Genomic DNA, 14193 nt, shown 5'->3' with positions numbered 1-14193 from the left:
CCTTTTTTTATTATTCAACAAACAAAATATAAAACTGGCCCCCCGCTTAAACTTCCGGGGGGGCCCCCCCGTTCCCTTCTGGGGAACGCGGGGCCCCCGCGTGCGGCCGGGGAACGGGGAGCGTGGGCGCGGGACAGGGGGAGTCAGCGCCCAAGTGTGGTCAGGAGGGTGCAGGCCTCGGCGTGCGTGTCGGGGAGGCGTTCGGTCCAGACCTTGGCGGGGCCCACCGGGCGGACGTTGGGGTCGTCGGCCAGGCGGTCTGCGGCCAGAACGCGCAGGTTGGAGATTCGGCGCGCCAGTAGTTCGTCACGGCGTACGAGGACCGCGGCCACGCACGGGCCGAGGGTCGCGAGCGTCTCGCCGCCGTCGAAAACCGTGCGGAGAGCGTCCGAGACGAGGGTCATCGCGACGACGCGGGACCAGCCCGAGGCGCGGTGCACGTCGAGGCGCAGCAGCACCAGCGCGTAGTCCAGAGACGCCACCGGGGTCTCCCGGTACACCTCGCCCAGACGTGTGCGCAGGTACGCGGCCGTCGCCAGCCCGGTCAAAGGGTCCTCGGCCGCGCAGTCGCCGGCCTGCTTCGTCACCACGTCCGCCCATCCCAGCGCTGTCATGCGCAGCATCCGTGAAGGGAGCGCGTCGACGTTCGGCGACACGATGTGCAACGCGTCGGTCAGCACGGCGTGCAGCGCGGCGAGGTCCAGCAGCGTCTCGCTCAGGCCCGCGCCCGCTTCTGCGCGTGCCCGGCCCAGCCGGATCAGCGCGTCGGCGGGGTCGGTGTGCTCGAGCATCGCCGCGCACACGTCGTCGACCTCGGCGAGCGGCCAGTCTGCGGGGAACGCCCAGCCGGCAGCCATGGTGGCGGTCCGCCACCTCGACTTCAGCAGGCGTTCCGCTTGTGCGACACCCACCCGGTCTCCCTTCAGATCTCCCGATTCCAGGTGGGAGACGCGTCCACTTCCGGTTCGTGACGCAACCCGCGTGGGGGATTGAGATGACTCTTCGCCGCGCCGTACGTCACACTGAGCGCCGCGAGGAGGGGACAGAGACTTTGGCGACCGTTCCTGCAGAGGTCCAGGGCCCGAGCGACGCGGAACTCATCGAGTCCGTGCGCGGAGGGACCATCGACGCCTACGGCCAGTTGTACGAACGGCACGTCTCGGCGGCCTACAACCTCGCCCGCCAGTTGGCCCGCTCGCAGGCCGAGGCCGACGACCTGGTGTCCGAGGCGTTCGCGAAGGTGCTGGACACGCTGCGGGCCGGTCGTGGTCCGGACTCGGCCTTCCGCGCCTACCTGCTCACGGCCCTGCGGCACACCGCGTACGACAAGACCCGGCGCGACAAGAAGCTCGACCTCACCGAGGACATGACCGACGTCGCGCCGGCCGTCCAGTTCAGCGACACCGCGGTGGCCGGGCTGGAGCGGTCGCTGGCCGCCCGCGCGTTCGCCGCGCTGCCGGAACGCTGGCAGATGGTGCTCTGGCACACCGAGATCGAGGGCCAGTCGCCCGCCGAGGTCGCGCCGTTGCTCGGGCTCACGGCCAACGGCGTGTCCGCGCTCGCCTACCGCGCCCGTGAGGGCCTCAAGCAGCAGTACCTGCAGATGCACCTGGCCGAGACCGACGCGGAACGCTGCAAGGCGACCGTCGACAAGCTCGGCGCGTGGACGCGTGCCGGGCTGTCCAAAAGGGAAGCGACCCAGGTCGAGGCGCACCTCGACGAGTGCGGCCGGTGCCGTGCGCTGGCCGCCGAGCTCGCGGACGTCAACGGCGCGCTGCGGATCTTCGTCGCGCCGCTCGTGCTCGGTGTCGGCGCCACGACCTACCTGGTGGCGGCCGGTACGACCACGGCCGTTGTCGGTGCCGGTGCGGCCGCCGGTGGTGCGGGTGCCGTCGGTGCCTCGATCCCCCGTCAGCTGATCACCGTCGGCGGGTCCGCGGCCGCCGTGGCCGCCGCCGTCGTGATCGCACTGACCGCCGGCACGAGCGACCAGCAGTCGCCGCAGGTGCAGGCCGCCGAACCGCCGCCGCCCGCCGTGACGCAGGTCCAGCCGCCGTCACCGAAGCCGCCGGTGCCGCCCGCTCCCACCACAGAGCCGCCAGTTCAGACGCCGTCGCCGACGCCCAGTTCGCCTGCTCCTACCCCGACTCCCACGCCGGAACCGACGCCGACGCCTCCGCCCGCGTCGCTCACGCCGACGACGCCGAGCGGGTACACGCTGACACCCGGCGAGGAGCCGAAGGACTTCCCGATCACCGTCCTGAACACGGGCGGCACCGCGGCACCGCCCGCGAGCATGGTGCTGAACCTGCCGCCGGGCGTGCTGTCGACCGGCGGGCCGTCGGCGTTCGCCGCGCGGCTGCTGCAGGAGGGATCCGCTGAGCAGACCGTGAACTGCCCGGCAGGCGGCGGCACGATCACGTGCGTGACGCCGAACGGCATCGCACCCGGCGGAAAGGCCACGTTCCTCTTCCGGCTGCGCGCGACTCCGGAGGCGATGCCGGGAACGATCACCGGCACGATCTCCGCGGGCACCGCGATCTCGATCAACGTCAACGTCGCGGTGCACGTGCCGCCGATCAACGACGACATCGAGCTGAGCGTGTCGACACGGCACGAGCAGTTGTACTGGCGGCATCAACGCATGGACGTGGATGTGCGCAACAAGGGTCCGCGCGCAGGCACCTTGAAGCTGGACATGTCGTCGAAGGACCGCATCGTGATCTACACGCTGGATCGCCGGTGCACGCAGACCGGCGGCAGGTCGATCAGCTGCATCGTCGACCTGGACGAGGGCGACAAGTTCTGGACATCGTTCTGGGCGGCTGGACTGCCCTGGCGGGGCGAGGAAGTCGTCGTCACGGCCACGCTGGGCAACGCGACCAAGTCCGTGACCGTGCCAGTGGACCCGTGTCCCGACGAGTCGCCGGTCGACGACCTGCCGAAGCCGCAGCCGCCCGCACCGGATCCGACCACGACACCCCCGAACACGACCACGCCGCCGGTGAAGCCGACCGAGCCGACGCGACCGACCGAGCCCACGAAGCCGGGCACGCCGACGCTGCCGCTGCCCTTGCCGACCCCGGACCTGCCGCCGGTGCTGCCACCGTCGACCCAGGTGCCGGCGCCGTCCGTGCCGCCGTCGACCACGGTGCCGACCGCGCCGCCGAGGTCGGAGGAACCGTGCGAGCCGAGGCCCGGTCTGCTGCCGTGGTTGCTCCCGGACCTGCTGGGCAAGCCGTGCCCGCCGGCACGAAGTTGATCAAATGTTGATCTTTACCGGTCACTGAACGTGCAGGTCGGAAGCCTCTGGGTGGCCGAAGGTAACACCCGGAGGCAGGCGCCGTTATCTTGATCCGTAAGCTGGCGCGGTGCTGCCAGTCGTTCGCCGTGCCATGAGCCGGATGCCAGAACCACTCCAGTTCCTGCTTCACAAGCACCGCGAGATGATCCGGTTCGCCCTGGTCGGCGGCACAACGTTCGTCATCGACAACGGCGTCTGGTACGCGCTGAAGCTCACCGTCCTGACGGACAAGGTCGTCACGGCCAAGGTCATCGGCGTGCTGGTGGCGATCATCGCCTCGTACGTGCTGTCGCGCGAATGGTCGTTCCACACCCGCGGCGGCCGCGAGCGCCACCACGAGGCCGCGCTGTTCTTCCTGGTCAGCGGCCTGGGCGTGGGAATCAACATCCTCCCGCTGTACATGTCGCGGCATCTTTTCGGCCTGCAGGCCCCGTTCGTCAGCGCGTTCACCGAGGAGATCGCGGACTTCGTCTCCGGCTCGATCATCGGCATGGTGCTCGCCACGGGCTTCAAGTTCTGGGCGATGCGGCGCTGGGTCTTCCCGGACGCGGGTGCTCGTCCTGACCGGCGCGTTCACCCGATCTCCGTAGACTCGCCCCGTGTCCCTAGCCGAAACAGTGGTCTCCAGGTTGCCGGAGCCGATCCGGTCGATCGCGCTGAAGCATCGTGAACTAGTCAAGTTCGCCCTGGTCGGGGGCACCTGCTTCGTGATCGACACGGTCCTGTTCTTCGGGATCAAGACCATCATCCTGCCGAACAACCCGGTGACGGCGAAGATCATCGCGACCCTGGTCGCCACGATCGTGTCGTACGTCCTCAACCGGGAGTGGTCGTTCCGCACCCGCGGCGGTCGCGAACGCCACCACGAGGCGGCACTGTTCTTCCTGGTCAACGGCATCGGCATCGTGCTGAACTCGGCACCGCTGTACGTCTCGCGGTACCTGTTCCACCTGCAGGAGCCGTACGTGTCGCGGTTCACCGAGGAGCTCTCGGACTTCCTGGCCGCGCAGATCATCGGCACGCTCGTGGCGATGGCGTTCCGCTGGTACGGGTACAAGAAGTGGGTGTTCCCCGAGGAGAACGCGCGCAGGCGGCCGATCGACGAGGAAGAGGCGCTCGGCCACTCGTGAGCTAACGCGGCGTGCTCGGCGCCTTCCACGGGATGCCGACCACGTCCTGCGCCTTGGGCACCGGCAGGAACACCGCGAACGTCGCCGGGCGAGCCGTCGACAGCTCCAACCTGCCGCCGTCCGCGTCGACCAGCGCTCGGGCCAGCGCGAGGCCCACGCCCGTCGAGCCACCGCCGGAGACGCCTCGCTCGAAGATGTGCGCGGCGAGCTCGTCCGGCACGCCCGCGCCGCCGTCGCTGACCTCGACCACGACCGTGCCCTCCTCGCTGCGCGCGGAGACGACGACGGGACCCTCGCCGTGGCGCAGGGCGTTGTCGAGCAGCACGCCGATGGCTTCGCGCAGGCGCGCCGGGGTGGCGCGGGCGAGCAGGCCGTCCGGGACGCGGACGCGCAACGTGCGGCCGTGGCTCTTCACCTGTTCGCGCCACTCCTCGGCGATGAGGTTCAGGGCCGGCCGGAGCTCCAGCGGCTCGGCGCCCACCGCACGTGCCTTGCGGGCGGCGGCCAGCAGCTCGTCCAGCACGGCGGCCAGGCGTTCGGCCTGTTCGAGGGCAGCACGGGCCTCCAGAGCCGTTTCGGGTTCCGGATGCTCGGCCAGCGCCTCCAGCCTGAGCTGCAGAGCGGTCAGGCGGCTGCGCAGCTGGTGGGAGACGTCGCCGACCAGCTCGCGTTCGCGTTGCACCAGGCGGGCCAGGGCGGTGGCGGAGGTGTCGAGAGCCTCGGAGACCGCGTCCAGCTCGGAGATGTTGTAGCGCTGCTCGTCGGCGCGGAAGTCGCCCGCGCCGAGCCGGGACGCGCGGGCGGCGACGTGGCCGAGTGGCTTGGCGAGCGTTTGCGCGGTCACGAGTGCGACGACCGTGCCGGTGCCGACGGAGAGGGCGAGCAGGAGCAGCACCAGGCCCGCGACCTGGGCCTGGGTCGTGTGCATCGGAGCGGACGGGATCTCCAGCCGCACGGTGCCCTGCTGGGCGATCGGCAGTTCCGCGCCGAGCGGACTGTCACCCGGTGACGGACCCGTGACGCTGGTGGAGCCGCCGAACACCACGGTGAGGCGGCCGTCGGTCGGTATCGCGAACCTCACGGCCTCGATGTCGATGCTCTGCCGGTTGGCGATCTGGTCGTCGAGGGCCGTCGCGATGCGCTGGGCGCTTTCGGTGACAGCGCCGCGGGCGTTGTCCTCGACGAGCGTCAGCGCCGAGTAGCCCAGCGGGAGCCCGAGGACGATCCCCGTGACGGCGACGGCGAGCAGGATCGCCCGCAGGATCCGGCGGCGCATCAGTCGGCGTTGAAGCGGAAACCGCGCCCGCGGACCGTCGCGATGCGCTTCTCGGCCGAGTTCGGGGTGCCGTCGCTGAGCTTCCTTCGCAGCCAGGACATGTGCATGTCCAGCGTCTTGCTGCCTTTGAGGTCGGGGTCGTTCCAGACCTCGGAGAGGATCTCGTCGCGGCTCACGACCTGGCCCGCGCGCTGGATGAGCACCTTGAGGAGCTCGAACTCCTTGTTCGCGAGCTGGATCTCACCGCCGTCGACCGTGACGCGGCGGGCGGCCAGGTCGACGCGCACGCCGTTGACCTCCAACGTGCCGGGCGCGCGGCGGCGCAGCAGGGCCCGGATGCGGGCCATCAGCTCGGCCAGCCGGAAGGGCTTGGCCACGTAGTCGTCCGCGCCCGCGTCGAGCCCGACCACGAAGTCGACCTCGTCGGCACGCGCGGTGAGCATCAGCACCGGGATGCCTCTGCCGTTCTGCCGGAGCCTGCGGCACACCTCCAGGCCGTCCATGCCGGGCAGGCCCAGGTCGAGCACCAGGAGGTCGATGCCCCCGACCATGGCCGCGTCGAAGGCACTCGGCCCGTCCCCGACGACCTGCACCGAATAGCCCTCCCGCGTCAACGCGCGGGAGAGCGGTTCCGCGATGGCCGGGTCGTCCTCGGCCAGCAACACCACGCTCACGGCGCCCAGCGTATTCGTGGAACGATCGCCGCGTGTCACGCCACGATGCTGATCTCGAACTAGCCCTCCGCCTCGCCGACGCCGCCGACGCGATCACCTCTGCCCGATTCCGCGCGCACGACCTCGCGGTGGAGCGCAAGCCGGACCGCACGCCCGTGACCGACGCCGACGTCGCGGTCGAGGACGCGGTGCGCGCGGTGCTCGCCTCGGAACGCCCTGACGACGTCGTCATGGGTGAAGAGCGCGGCGGCACGCTGGACGCCGCGCGCGTCTGGGTGCTCGACCCGATCGACGGCACCAAGAACTTCCTGCGCGGCGTGCCGATCTGGGCGACGCTGATCGCGCTGGTCGAGGACGGGGTGCCGGTCGTCGGTGCCGTGTCGGCGCCCGCTCTCGGCCGCCGCTGGTGGGCCGCTGCCGGTGGTGGCGCGTTCATGTCGGATCACGCGGGTGAGCGCGCGATCTCCGTGTCCGGCGTGCGCTCTCTTGAGGACGCGTACGTGTCGACCACCGACCTGAAGTCGTGGGTCGAGTACCACACGCGGGACGCGTTCCTGCGGCTCGTGGATGCCACCTGGGAGAGCCGTGCGTTCGGCGACTTCTACCAGCACTGCCTGGTCGCCGAGGGCGCGCTCGACCTCGCCGCCGAGTGCGTGGCGAACCCGTGGGACATCGCCCCGTTCCAGGTGCTGGTGACGGAGGCAGGCGGCCGCTTCACCTCACTGCGGGGTGAGGAGCGTTACGACGGCGGCGACGTGCTGACGTCGAACGGCCACCTGCACGACTCCGCGCTCAAGCTGGTTGGACGGTAAGACTTCCGCGCGCGACCTGGGCCCAGGCCAGCCGGCCGAAGAGGTAGTGGCACGCCACGCTCTCGTCGTCGAACCGGGCCCAGTCGTAGCGGTTGCCCTGCTCCTGCCAGAACACCTCGACGCCCTTGCCGTCGGAGTCGGCGAGCAGGCACCAGCGCTGGTCCGCCTCCTCGCCGATGCTGACGACGTCGTCCGGCACGCCGATCTTCGTCAGCCACTCGGGCAGGCTCTCGACGTTCATGCGGTGATCTCCGTGAGGTAGCCGAGCGCGACCAGGTCGGCGACGGGGTAGGTGGTGCGGTACCTGCTTCCGCCGCCGGGCTGGCCGAACCAGGGTGCGCTGATGGTGCGGTGGACGGGCAGGTCCTGCTCGACGCGGTACCTGCGGTAGCCCTCGTCCGCCGCCTGCGGGGGCAGCGAGCGGTGGGCGAACGGGGTGCCGGCCTTCGCCAGGACGCGGCCTTCCTCGGTGCCGAACCGGTCGAGCTCGGCGCCCGCCTTGAGGATCTCCGGCTGGCTGTCCTCGTAGCCGCCTTCGCGTTCGACCGGCCAGACCGTCGAGCCGTCCTCGTGCTCGAACAGGTTCGACCAGTCGCGCTCGTGCATGCCCGCCAACGGGTCGTAGCCCGCCAGGAGTTCCTGCACGATCGGGTGATCCTTGCCGAGGCCTGCGGAGGGGTCCTTGGGCTGGGTGGCGGACGTGTCGACCAGGTCTGCCCGCGGGTGGTCCTGCGGGGCGAACCTGGGGATCTGACGTTCTTCCTGCTGCGGAGGTGCGGGGAGCTGCCTCGCGGGCTTCGGGGCGAGGCGCGGGGCCCTGCCCGCCGACAGGAAGATCGCCATGAACCAGCTGCCGGCCGCCGCGGCCGTGTAGGTGTGGCGGGCGACGTCGTAGGCGACGCCGGACAGCGCCTGGTTCTGTTCGTGGTTGTCGAGGCGGTCGGTGAGGGAACCGCTCTGGTGGCCGTTGAGGTCGACGCCGGCTCCTGGGGCGACGGGCGCGGCGATCGTGTCGCCGACCTTCTGGCTGCCTGAGCCGTCGGCGCTGAGCTCGCCGAACGCGGGGTCCTTGAGCAACCCGTCCTTGAGGGCGTCCTTCGGGTCCTTGGCGAGTGCGTCCTTGTTGCCCGGCTGGCCTTGCCCCTGGCTCTGGCCAGGAGCCTGGTTGCCGCTCTGCGCCTGGCCCGGCTGGCCCGGAGCCTGGTTTCCGGGCTGGCTGCTGACCGAAGCCTGCGTGCCCTGGGCGAACTGACCTGCCTGACCACCCGGCGTCTGGCCTGCCGCACCGGACTTGCCAGCCACGGCCTGCGCGCCCTGCTTGGCCTCGCCGGCCTTGGCTTCCGCGGCCGCCTTGGCGTCCACCGCCTTGCCAGCCTGCTGGCCCTGCTGAGCGGCCTGTCCGGGCGCCTGACCGGCGGGCTGCTGGCCGACAACCGCGCCGACCTGGGCGCTCGCCGCCGGAGCCGCCGACGGGACACCACCCAGAGCACCGCCCACGGCACCACCAACGGCACCGACCGCGCCACCCACCGGACCGCCCACCGGGGCGCCGCCACCGAGCGGGCTGCCGAGGGTCGGGCCCGCCTGAGCAGCGGGAGCCGCCGGGGCGGCGGCAGTGGGCGCGGAAGCGTGCTGGCCGGGGACTTCGCCGCCGCGGATCAGAGGCTGGTCCAGCACAGCGGCAGAGGCCTGGGTCGTGCCTTCGGCGACCGGGCCGAGGGAGCCCTGGACGCTCGGGATCGCATCCGTCACCGCCGCCACGACCGGCTGGGCCACCTGGCCGACGGGCTGGACCACGTCGGCGACCAGACCCGGCAGGACCTGCGGTCCGCCGCGGCCTGGGCCATCGCCCCGGCCGGATCCGTCGCCGGGACCGTCGACGCGGCCAGGACCGTCGTGACCCTCGCCCTTGCCGTGGCCGTCGACCGCGTCGATCACCGGACCGGTGGCTTCACGTCCGCCAGGCACCGCGTCGACCACGGGAGCGGCAGCGTCGGTCACCGCGCCCACCACCGGCGCGACGGGGCCGGTCGCCGCGTGCACCACGGGAGCCACAGGTGCGGTCGCGGCGTGCACGACCGGGGCGACCGCGTCGGTCACCGGCGCCACGACCTGGGCAACCGGCGCGACGGCACCCGCGACCGGAGCCGCCACGCCGCCGACGACGTCGGTGACCGGCGAGAGCAGACCGCCGCCACCGCCACCGCCTGGGCCGTGCGCCCCTGGCGCGGTGTTGACCGGCGGCGAGGCCTGGCCCATGTCCACGCCGCTGCCCAGGTTGATGGCGGAGGCGAGGGTGTGGTGGAGGTTCGCGACGTTCGCCGCGGTGCCTCGGGTCAGCGTGTCGAGGCCGAGCAGCGCGTTGGGGTTGCCGGTGGAGGCCGAGGCGTGGGCCGCGTCGTTGTTCTTGGCCAGCGTGACCAGCTCTTGCACGATCTGGACCTTCGCGGCACCCACCTGCTGGGCGGCGTGGTCGAGCCGGTCGGCGGCGGCGTGGCAGCCCTTGGCCGCGCGCTGCAGGTCGCCGTCCGGAGCCACGACCTTGGACCACCGGCCACGAGCCGCGTCGCCGGCCCCGCCCTTGACGCCTTCCAGCGCGCGGTTCGCGGAAGCGTCGGACGAAGTGCCCAACGTCTTGATCTTGTCGCCGGCCTCGCGCCACGCGGTGGCGCTGGAGCGCATGGCGTCCTCGTCCGCCTTGGGCCACGAGACGCCGGCCTTGGCCGCGACTTCGGTGAGTTCGACGGGTAGCTCGATGCCCATGTCAGCCGTCCAGCCTTCTCATCACGGACGCGTTGCTCTGCTCGACGTGCCGGTACGTCTCAGCCGTCGCGGCGAGCTTGTCGCCCACGTCCCCCAGCGTCGTCGACAGCCCCGACAACGCCCCTGCCGCGTCACCGGAAGGCTTCTCGTGCGTGGCCGCGAAACTGCGCCCGACCGCGTCGTCCCCCCAGCAGCTGCCGAACGCGGCCAGCGCCTTGTCCAGCGTGCCCGCGATCTCCTTGGCCTGGCCGGCGAACCCGCGCAACTCCCGCGCGCCGGCGTCCAGCCGGTCGAGGTCGGCCTCGTACCCGGTCATCGAACCCTCCTGTTGATGAGCTCGGAGTCGAGCCAGCTCTCCCGCTGTTCGTTGTCCTCGTCGTCGTCCACGCGCCGGCGAACGGGCTGCCGGCCGAGGTCGATGGTCTCCGTGTCGTCCACCTCGTACTCGGCAGGCCGCAGGTCGGCCGTGCCCGCGACGAGCGCGGCGGGATCCGTCGAGGCGGGCAACACCGCGCTCAACGTCTGATAGGTGTCCTCGGCAGCAGCCGCGGCGGCCGCGGCGACCGTGCGCACGATCAGCTCCGCGAGCTGCTCGGGCCGATGCCGCCGGTACGCCAGCTCGGACAGTTCCAGCCCGGCGAGCTTCCCCCCGGCCCCGACGACCGCGGTGACCGTCCCATCAGGACTGGACGCCCTCCCGGAGACGGCCTTGAGCTCACGCTGGACCGACGCCAGCTGCTCACGGCTGCGCCGGTAGTCGGCGAGCAGCTCCTCGACCTGCGCACGGTGGTCGTCCACCGAGTCCCCCTCACACGCATAGCCCTGGGCTCGGGCTCTTTGACGCCGTCGCCCTTAGATCGGTTCCCGGCGGATTCAGTTACGTACGATCAACGACGTGATCGCGTTCGAGGATCTGCCCGCAGGCCGAATCATCCCGCTCGGCGAGGTGATCGTCGACCGGGAGGACATGGTGGACTTCGCCAGGAAGTTCGACCCGCAGCCGTTCCACTTGGACGAGGAAGCGGGACGAAACTCGATTTTCGGCGGTTTGTCCGCCTCTGGCTGGTACACGGCCTCGCTGTGGATGCGCCGGTGGGTGGACGTGGTGCTGTCCGACTCGACGTCGCAGGGGTCGCCGGGTGGGCGTGAGCTGTCGTGGCTGGCGCCGGTGTACGCGGGCGACAAGCTGACGTTCGCCGCCGAGGTGCTGAGCGCGCGGTTGTCGAAGAGCAGGCCGACGTTGGGGTTGGTGGAGTTCGCCGGGACGGCTCATCGTGGGGACGAGCTGGTCTACAGGTTCGTCGCCACCGGGATGTTCACAGCGCGCGGCTGACCAGCGCCCGCCGCGTTCCCCGTCGTTCGACGAGCTCGAAGCCTGCGTCGAGGAACATCGCCAGGCGCCCGTGGTACAGCTCGCCCGCCTGGAGCGACCGTCCCTCGGTGTCGATCGGATAGCCCTCCACCGCGCGAGCACCTGCCTCAGCCGCGTGCGAAACAGCAGCGTCCAACAGCATCGACGTCACGCCCTGACGACGTGCGTCCCGCCGAACGTAGAAGCAAGTCACGGACCACACACCGCTGATGTCCTCGGACACCGGCGCGGTGATCTTCGACCGGCCCAGCCGCGAATACGCAGCCCGAGGCGCCACGGCCACCCACCCGACAGCTTCGCCGGAGTCCACCGCCAGCAGCCCGATCGGCGAACCGAGCCGCGCACGCAGAACGGCGCGGTTGTCGTTCGTCTTCATCTCGGCGTTGGTCTGCATGAACCACGTGCAGAAGCACCACTCGACGGTCTTGCTGGAACTGAACAAAGCCTCGGCCAGCGGCCAAGTCTCCGACGTCAGCTCAACGACCTTCACTTCGCCAGCGCCCGCACCACCCGCGACGGGCTCGGACGACCGAGCTGCTCGGCCATCCACACCGAGGTTTCGACGAGCTTGTCGAGGTCGACCCCGGTCTCGATGCCCAGTCCGTCGAGCATCCACACCAGGTCCTCGGTCGCGAGGTTGCCGGTCGCCGACTCCGCGTACGGGCAGCCACCGAGCCCACCGGCCGACGAGTCCACAGTCGTGACGCCGCAACGCAAAGCGGCCAACGTGTTCGACAGCGCCTGGCCGTAGGTGTCGTGGAAGTGGACGGCCAGCCGGGTGACGTCCCGGAAGCCCTCCAGCAGCGACTCGACCTGACCGGGCGTCGCCACACCGATGGTGTCGCCCAACGACAGCTGCGAGCAACCCATCTCCAGCAACCGCTCGCCGACCGCCACGACCTGCGACCGCGGCACGGCGCCTTCCCACGGGTCGCCGAAGCACATCGAGACGTAGCCCCGGACGTCCATGCCGGCTGCCAGAGCCCGTTTCACCGTCGGCTCGAACATCTCGAACTGCGAGTCCAGCGTGCGGTTCAAGTTCCTGGACGCGAACGTCTCCGTGGCGGAGGCGAAGATCGCGATGTGCTGCACACCGGCTTCGATCGCCCGGTCGAGCCCGCGCTCGTTCGGCACCAGCACGGGATAGCTCACCCCGGGCCGAGCGTCCAAACCGGACAGCAGCTCGGCGGCGTCGGCCAGCTGCGGCACCCACTTGGGGTGCACGAAGGACGTCGCCTCCAAAACGGACAGACCGGCCGAAGCGAGCCTGGCGAGGAATTCGAGCTTCACCGACACCGGCACCACAGTGGACTCGTTCTGCAGCCCGTCCCGAGCACCGACCTCCCAGATCGTCACCCGCGAGGGCAACGACCCAGAGGGCACCACGTCGGGCAGACCGACCTCACGCGCGCCCATCGAGCGTCCTCGGGTCGTAGTCGTCGTCGGGGTTGTCGTTGACCTCTCGGTACAGCAACGAGTGCACCCTCTCCACGGACGGGATGTCGTCGAACTCGAGCGGCTCGTCCGACGCCGACTCGATGATCAGCGTGCCGCAGCCCAGCACCCGGTCGAGCAGGCTGTGCTCGAACCGGACGCTGTTGATGCGCGACAACGGGATGTCGAGGCCGGTGCGCTTGAAGACGCCCTCGCGCGCCATCACCCGGTCCGACGTGACGATGAAGTGGGTGGTCCGCCAGCGCACCAGCGGCGCGATCGTCAGCCACATGATCAGCACGATGCCGACCGCGGCCAGCGCGATCCACGCGATGGTGGCCCACGACTGGTCGACGACGAGCCCGGCCAGGTAGGTGCCGAGCGCGACCACGACCAGCAGCCAGAACACCGGGAAGAGCAGCATCTTCCAGTGGGGATGCCGGTGGATCACGACGTGCTCGCTCGGGCTCAGCAGGTCGTCGGGGTAGGCCATGAGCCAACCCTAATCACGCGGGGCGCAAATGCACCACGTCACCAGCGGACACGCCGTGATCAACCCCGTCCGTCCCGCGCACGACCAGCGTCCCGTCGGCCTCGATGCGCTGCGCAACCCCGAGCAGCTGAACGCCACCTGAAAGTTCGACGCGGACGCGCTCGCCGAGGGTCGCCGAGTGCTCCTGGTACTCCTCCAGCAGACCCGACTCGACCGCGTCGCCACCGTTGTTGCGCCACACGCCTTCCAGCTGGGCCAGTTCGACCAGCAGCCGGAACACCAGCTCCTCGCGGTCGAGCTCGGCAGCGCCCGCGTCCTCCAGCGACGTCGGCGCGAGGCCACCCGGCGCGGGCTGCACGTCGTCCGGCAGCTTCGCCACGTTCAGGCCGATGCCGACGACGACGGCCTGCGCGACGCCGGCGGTGATCTCGGACAGGATCCCGGCGCCCTTCTCCGCCTTCGGGCCGAGCAGCAGGTCATTGGGCCACTTCAGGGAGGCCTCGACACCAACCGACTGAGCGACCCTCACCAGAGCCAGGCCCGCGATCAGGTTCAGCCACGGCAGCTGCTGCGGCGGCACCTCGCTCGGCCGGAACAGCACGCTGAGGTAGAGCCCGCCCTGAGGCGACGACCAGGTGCGGCCGCGACGGCCCTGCCCCGCGGTCTGCTCCTCCGCGATGAGCACGGTGCGGTCCTTCGCGCCTGCTACCGCGGCTTGAGTCAGGTCCGCGTTCGTGGACGCAGTGCTCGCCACGACGTCAAGCGCGGCATACGGGCCGTTGGGTGCTACCAGCCGTGCGCGCAGCGCCTCGGCGTCGAGTGCGGTGTCCATCGGGCCAGGCTATTGGAACGGAAGAGAGTACGTGCGACTTGAGATGACCAACAGGTTGCCGTGACCTGGACAACTGCACGGGGCAGTTCAGCAATGCTCTCGT

General features: G+C 70.7%; 16 protein-coding genes. 5 read left to right on the top strand and 11 right to left on the bottom strand.

What is annotated here, in order from left to right:
• Positions 1 to 143: 143 nt before the first annotated feature.
• On the bottom strand, positions 144 to 911 hold the full coding sequence (locus ABZX92_RS16065; protein ID WP_355559165.1) for a GGDEF domain-containing protein: 768 nt from the start codon (positions 909 to 911) through the stop codon (positions 144 to 146).
• Positions 912 to 1051: 140 nt separating this feature from the next.
• Between ABZX92_RS16065 and ABZX92_RS16060 the strand changes: the two genes are divergently transcribed.
• The 3 genes from ABZX92_RS16060 (at position 1052) to ABZX92_RS16050 (ending at position 4434) form a co-directional block, all read left to right on the top strand.
• Positions 1052 to 3262, top strand: a complete 2211-nt coding sequence (locus ABZX92_RS16060; protein ID WP_355559162.1) for a sigma-70 family RNA polymerase sigma factor — start codon at positions 1052 to 1054, stop codon at positions 3260 to 3262.
• Positions 3263 to 3395: 133 nt separating this feature from the next.
• Entirely contained in the window at positions 3396 to 3974 is a 579-nt protein-coding gene (locus tag ABZX92_RS16055; protein ID WP_355559175.1) for a GtrA family protein, read from the top strand.
• The gene (locus tag ABZX92_RS16050; protein WP_355559160.1) at positions 3904 to 4434 is read left to right on the top strand and encodes a GtrA family protein; all 531 of its coding nucleotides are present in this window, start codon (positions 3904 to 3906) and stop codon (positions 4432 to 4434) included. The genes ABZX92_RS16055 and ABZX92_RS16050 overlap by 71 nt, the downstream gene beginning before the upstream one ends.
• Before the next feature lies 1 nt (position 4435).
• Here ABZX92_RS16050 and ABZX92_RS16045 read toward each other — a convergent pair whose 3' ends face one another.
• Positions 4436 to 5710 (bottom strand): ATP-binding protein, encoded by a 1275-nt coding sequence (locus ABZX92_RS16045; protein WP_355559157.1) that lies wholly within the window; start codon positions 5708 to 5710, stop codon positions 4436 to 4438.
• Positions 5710 to 6384, bottom strand: coding sequence for a response regulator transcription factor (locus tag ABZX92_RS16040; protein WP_355559154.1), 675 nt, complete (start codon positions 6382 to 6384; stop codon positions 5710 to 5712). The genes ABZX92_RS16045 and ABZX92_RS16040 overlap by 1 nt, the downstream gene beginning before the upstream one ends.
• 32 nt (positions 6385 to 6416) lie before the next feature.
• On the opposite strand from ABZX92_RS16040, the gene hisN reads away from it, so the two are divergent.
• Entirely contained in the window at positions 6417 to 7196 is a 780-nt protein-coding gene (hisN, locus tag ABZX92_RS16035; protein ID WP_355559151.1) for a histidinol-phosphatase, read from the top strand.
• Here hisN and ABZX92_RS16030 read toward each other — a convergent pair.
• The 4 genes from ABZX92_RS16030 to ABZX92_RS16015 are packed head-to-tail and all read right to left on the bottom strand — an operon-like array spanning position 7177 to position 10757.
• Entirely contained in the window at positions 7177 to 7437 is a 261-nt protein-coding gene (locus ABZX92_RS16030; RefSeq protein WP_355559148.1) for a hypothetical protein, read from the bottom strand. The genes hisN and ABZX92_RS16030 overlap by 20 nt on opposite strands.
• Positions 7434 to 9959 (bottom strand): TNT domain-containing protein, encoded by a 2526-nt coding sequence (locus ABZX92_RS16025; RefSeq protein WP_355559145.1) that lies wholly within the window; start codon positions 9957 to 9959, stop codon positions 7434 to 7436. The genes ABZX92_RS16030 and ABZX92_RS16025 overlap by 4 nt, the downstream gene beginning before the upstream one ends.
• 1 nt (position 9960) lies before the next feature.
• Positions 9961 to 10275 (bottom strand): hypothetical protein, encoded by a 315-nt coding sequence (locus ABZX92_RS16020; RefSeq protein WP_355559142.1) that lies wholly within the window; start codon positions 10273 to 10275, stop codon positions 9961 to 9963.
• Positions 10272 to 10757 (bottom strand): YbaB/EbfC family nucleoid-associated protein, encoded by a 486-nt coding sequence (locus ABZX92_RS16015; protein ID WP_355559139.1) that lies wholly within the window; start codon positions 10755 to 10757, stop codon positions 10272 to 10274. The genes ABZX92_RS16020 and ABZX92_RS16015 overlap by 4 nt, the downstream gene beginning before the upstream one ends.
• 97 nt (positions 10758 to 10854) lie before the next feature.
• On the opposite strand from ABZX92_RS16015, the gene ABZX92_RS16010 reads away from it, so the two are divergent.
• The gene (locus tag ABZX92_RS16010; protein WP_355559136.1) at positions 10855 to 11292 is read left to right on the top strand and encodes a MaoC family dehydratase; all 438 of its coding nucleotides are present in this window, start codon (positions 10855 to 10857) and stop codon (positions 11290 to 11292) included.
• On the opposite strand, the gene ABZX92_RS16005 is transcribed toward ABZX92_RS16010, so the two are convergent.
• From ABZX92_RS16005 to ABZX92_RS15990, 4 genes are read right to left on the bottom strand one after another with little or no spacing between them, the layout of a single operon-like run.
• Entirely contained in the window at positions 11276 to 11821 is a 546-nt protein-coding gene (locus tag ABZX92_RS16005) for a GNAT family N-acetyltransferase (RefSeq protein WP_355559133.1), read from the bottom strand. The two genes, ABZX92_RS16010 and ABZX92_RS16005, sit on opposite strands and share 17 nt — an antisense overlap.
• The gene (locus ABZX92_RS16000) at positions 11818 to 12747 is read right to left on the bottom strand and encodes a hydroxymethylglutaryl-CoA lyase (RefSeq protein WP_355559130.1); all 930 of its coding nucleotides are present in this window, start codon (positions 12745 to 12747) and stop codon (positions 11818 to 11820) included. The genes ABZX92_RS16005 and ABZX92_RS16000 overlap by 4 nt, the downstream gene beginning before the upstream one ends.
• Positions 12734 to 13258 carry a PH domain-containing protein gene (locus ABZX92_RS15995; protein ID WP_355559127.1) on the bottom strand — a complete coding sequence of 175 codons (525 nt, stop codon included), beginning with the start codon at positions 13256 to 13258 and terminating at the stop codon, positions 12734 to 12736. Before ABZX92_RS15995 ends, ABZX92_RS16000 begins: the two co-directional genes overlap by 14 nt.
• A 13-nt stretch (positions 13259 to 13271) precedes the next feature.
• Positions 13272 to 14090 carry a biotin--[acetyl-CoA-carboxylase] ligase gene (locus tag ABZX92_RS15990; RefSeq protein ID WP_355559124.1) on the bottom strand — a complete coding sequence of 273 codons (819 nt, stop codon included), beginning with the start codon at positions 14088 to 14090 and terminating at the stop codon, positions 13272 to 13274.
• Positions 14091 to 14193 lie beyond the last annotated feature (103 nt).

The sequence above is a fragment of the Lentzea sp. NPDC006480 genome (genome assembly GCF_040611995.1).
GTDB lineage: Bacteria > Actinomycetota > Actinomycetes > Mycobacteriales > Pseudonocardiaceae > Lentzea.
Note: the sequence above shows the minus strand (reverse complement) of the source record. Positions and strands in the feature narration are given on the sequence as shown.

Excerpts from the sequence above, each read along its gene's own strand:
- ABZX92_RS16055 (WP_355559175.1), top strand. The coding sequence starts at position 3,396 with ATGAGCCGGATGCCAGAACCACTCCAGTTCCTGCTTCACAAGCACCGC.
- ABZX92_RS16045 (WP_355559157.1), bottom strand. The coding sequence starts at position 5,710 with ATGCGCCGCCGGATCCTGCGGGCGATCCTGCTCGCCGTCGCCGTCACG.
- ABZX92_RS16030 (WP_355559148.1), bottom strand. The coding sequence starts at position 7,437 with ATGAACGTCGAGAGCCTGCCCGAGTGGCTGACGAAGATCGGCGTGCCG.
- ABZX92_RS16025 (WP_355559145.1), bottom strand. The coding sequence starts at position 9,959 with ATGGGCATCGAGCTACCCGTCGAACTCACCGAAGTCGCGGCCAAGGCC.
- ABZX92_RS16020 (WP_355559142.1), bottom strand. The coding sequence starts at position 10,275 with ATGACCGGGTACGAGGCCGACCTCGACCGGCTGGACGCCGGCGCGCGG.
- ABZX92_RS16000 (WP_355559130.1), bottom strand. The coding sequence starts at position 12,747 with ATGGGCGCGCGTGAGGTCGGTCTGCCCGACGTGGTGCCCTCTGGGTCG.
- ABZX92_RS15995 (WP_355559127.1), bottom strand. The coding sequence starts at position 13,258 with ATGGCCTACCCCGACGACCTGCTGAGCCCGAGCGAGCACGTCGTGATC.
- ABZX92_RS15990 (WP_355559124.1), bottom strand. The coding sequence starts at position 14,090 with ATGGACACCGCACTCGACGCCGAGGCGCTGCGCGCACGGCTGGTAGCA.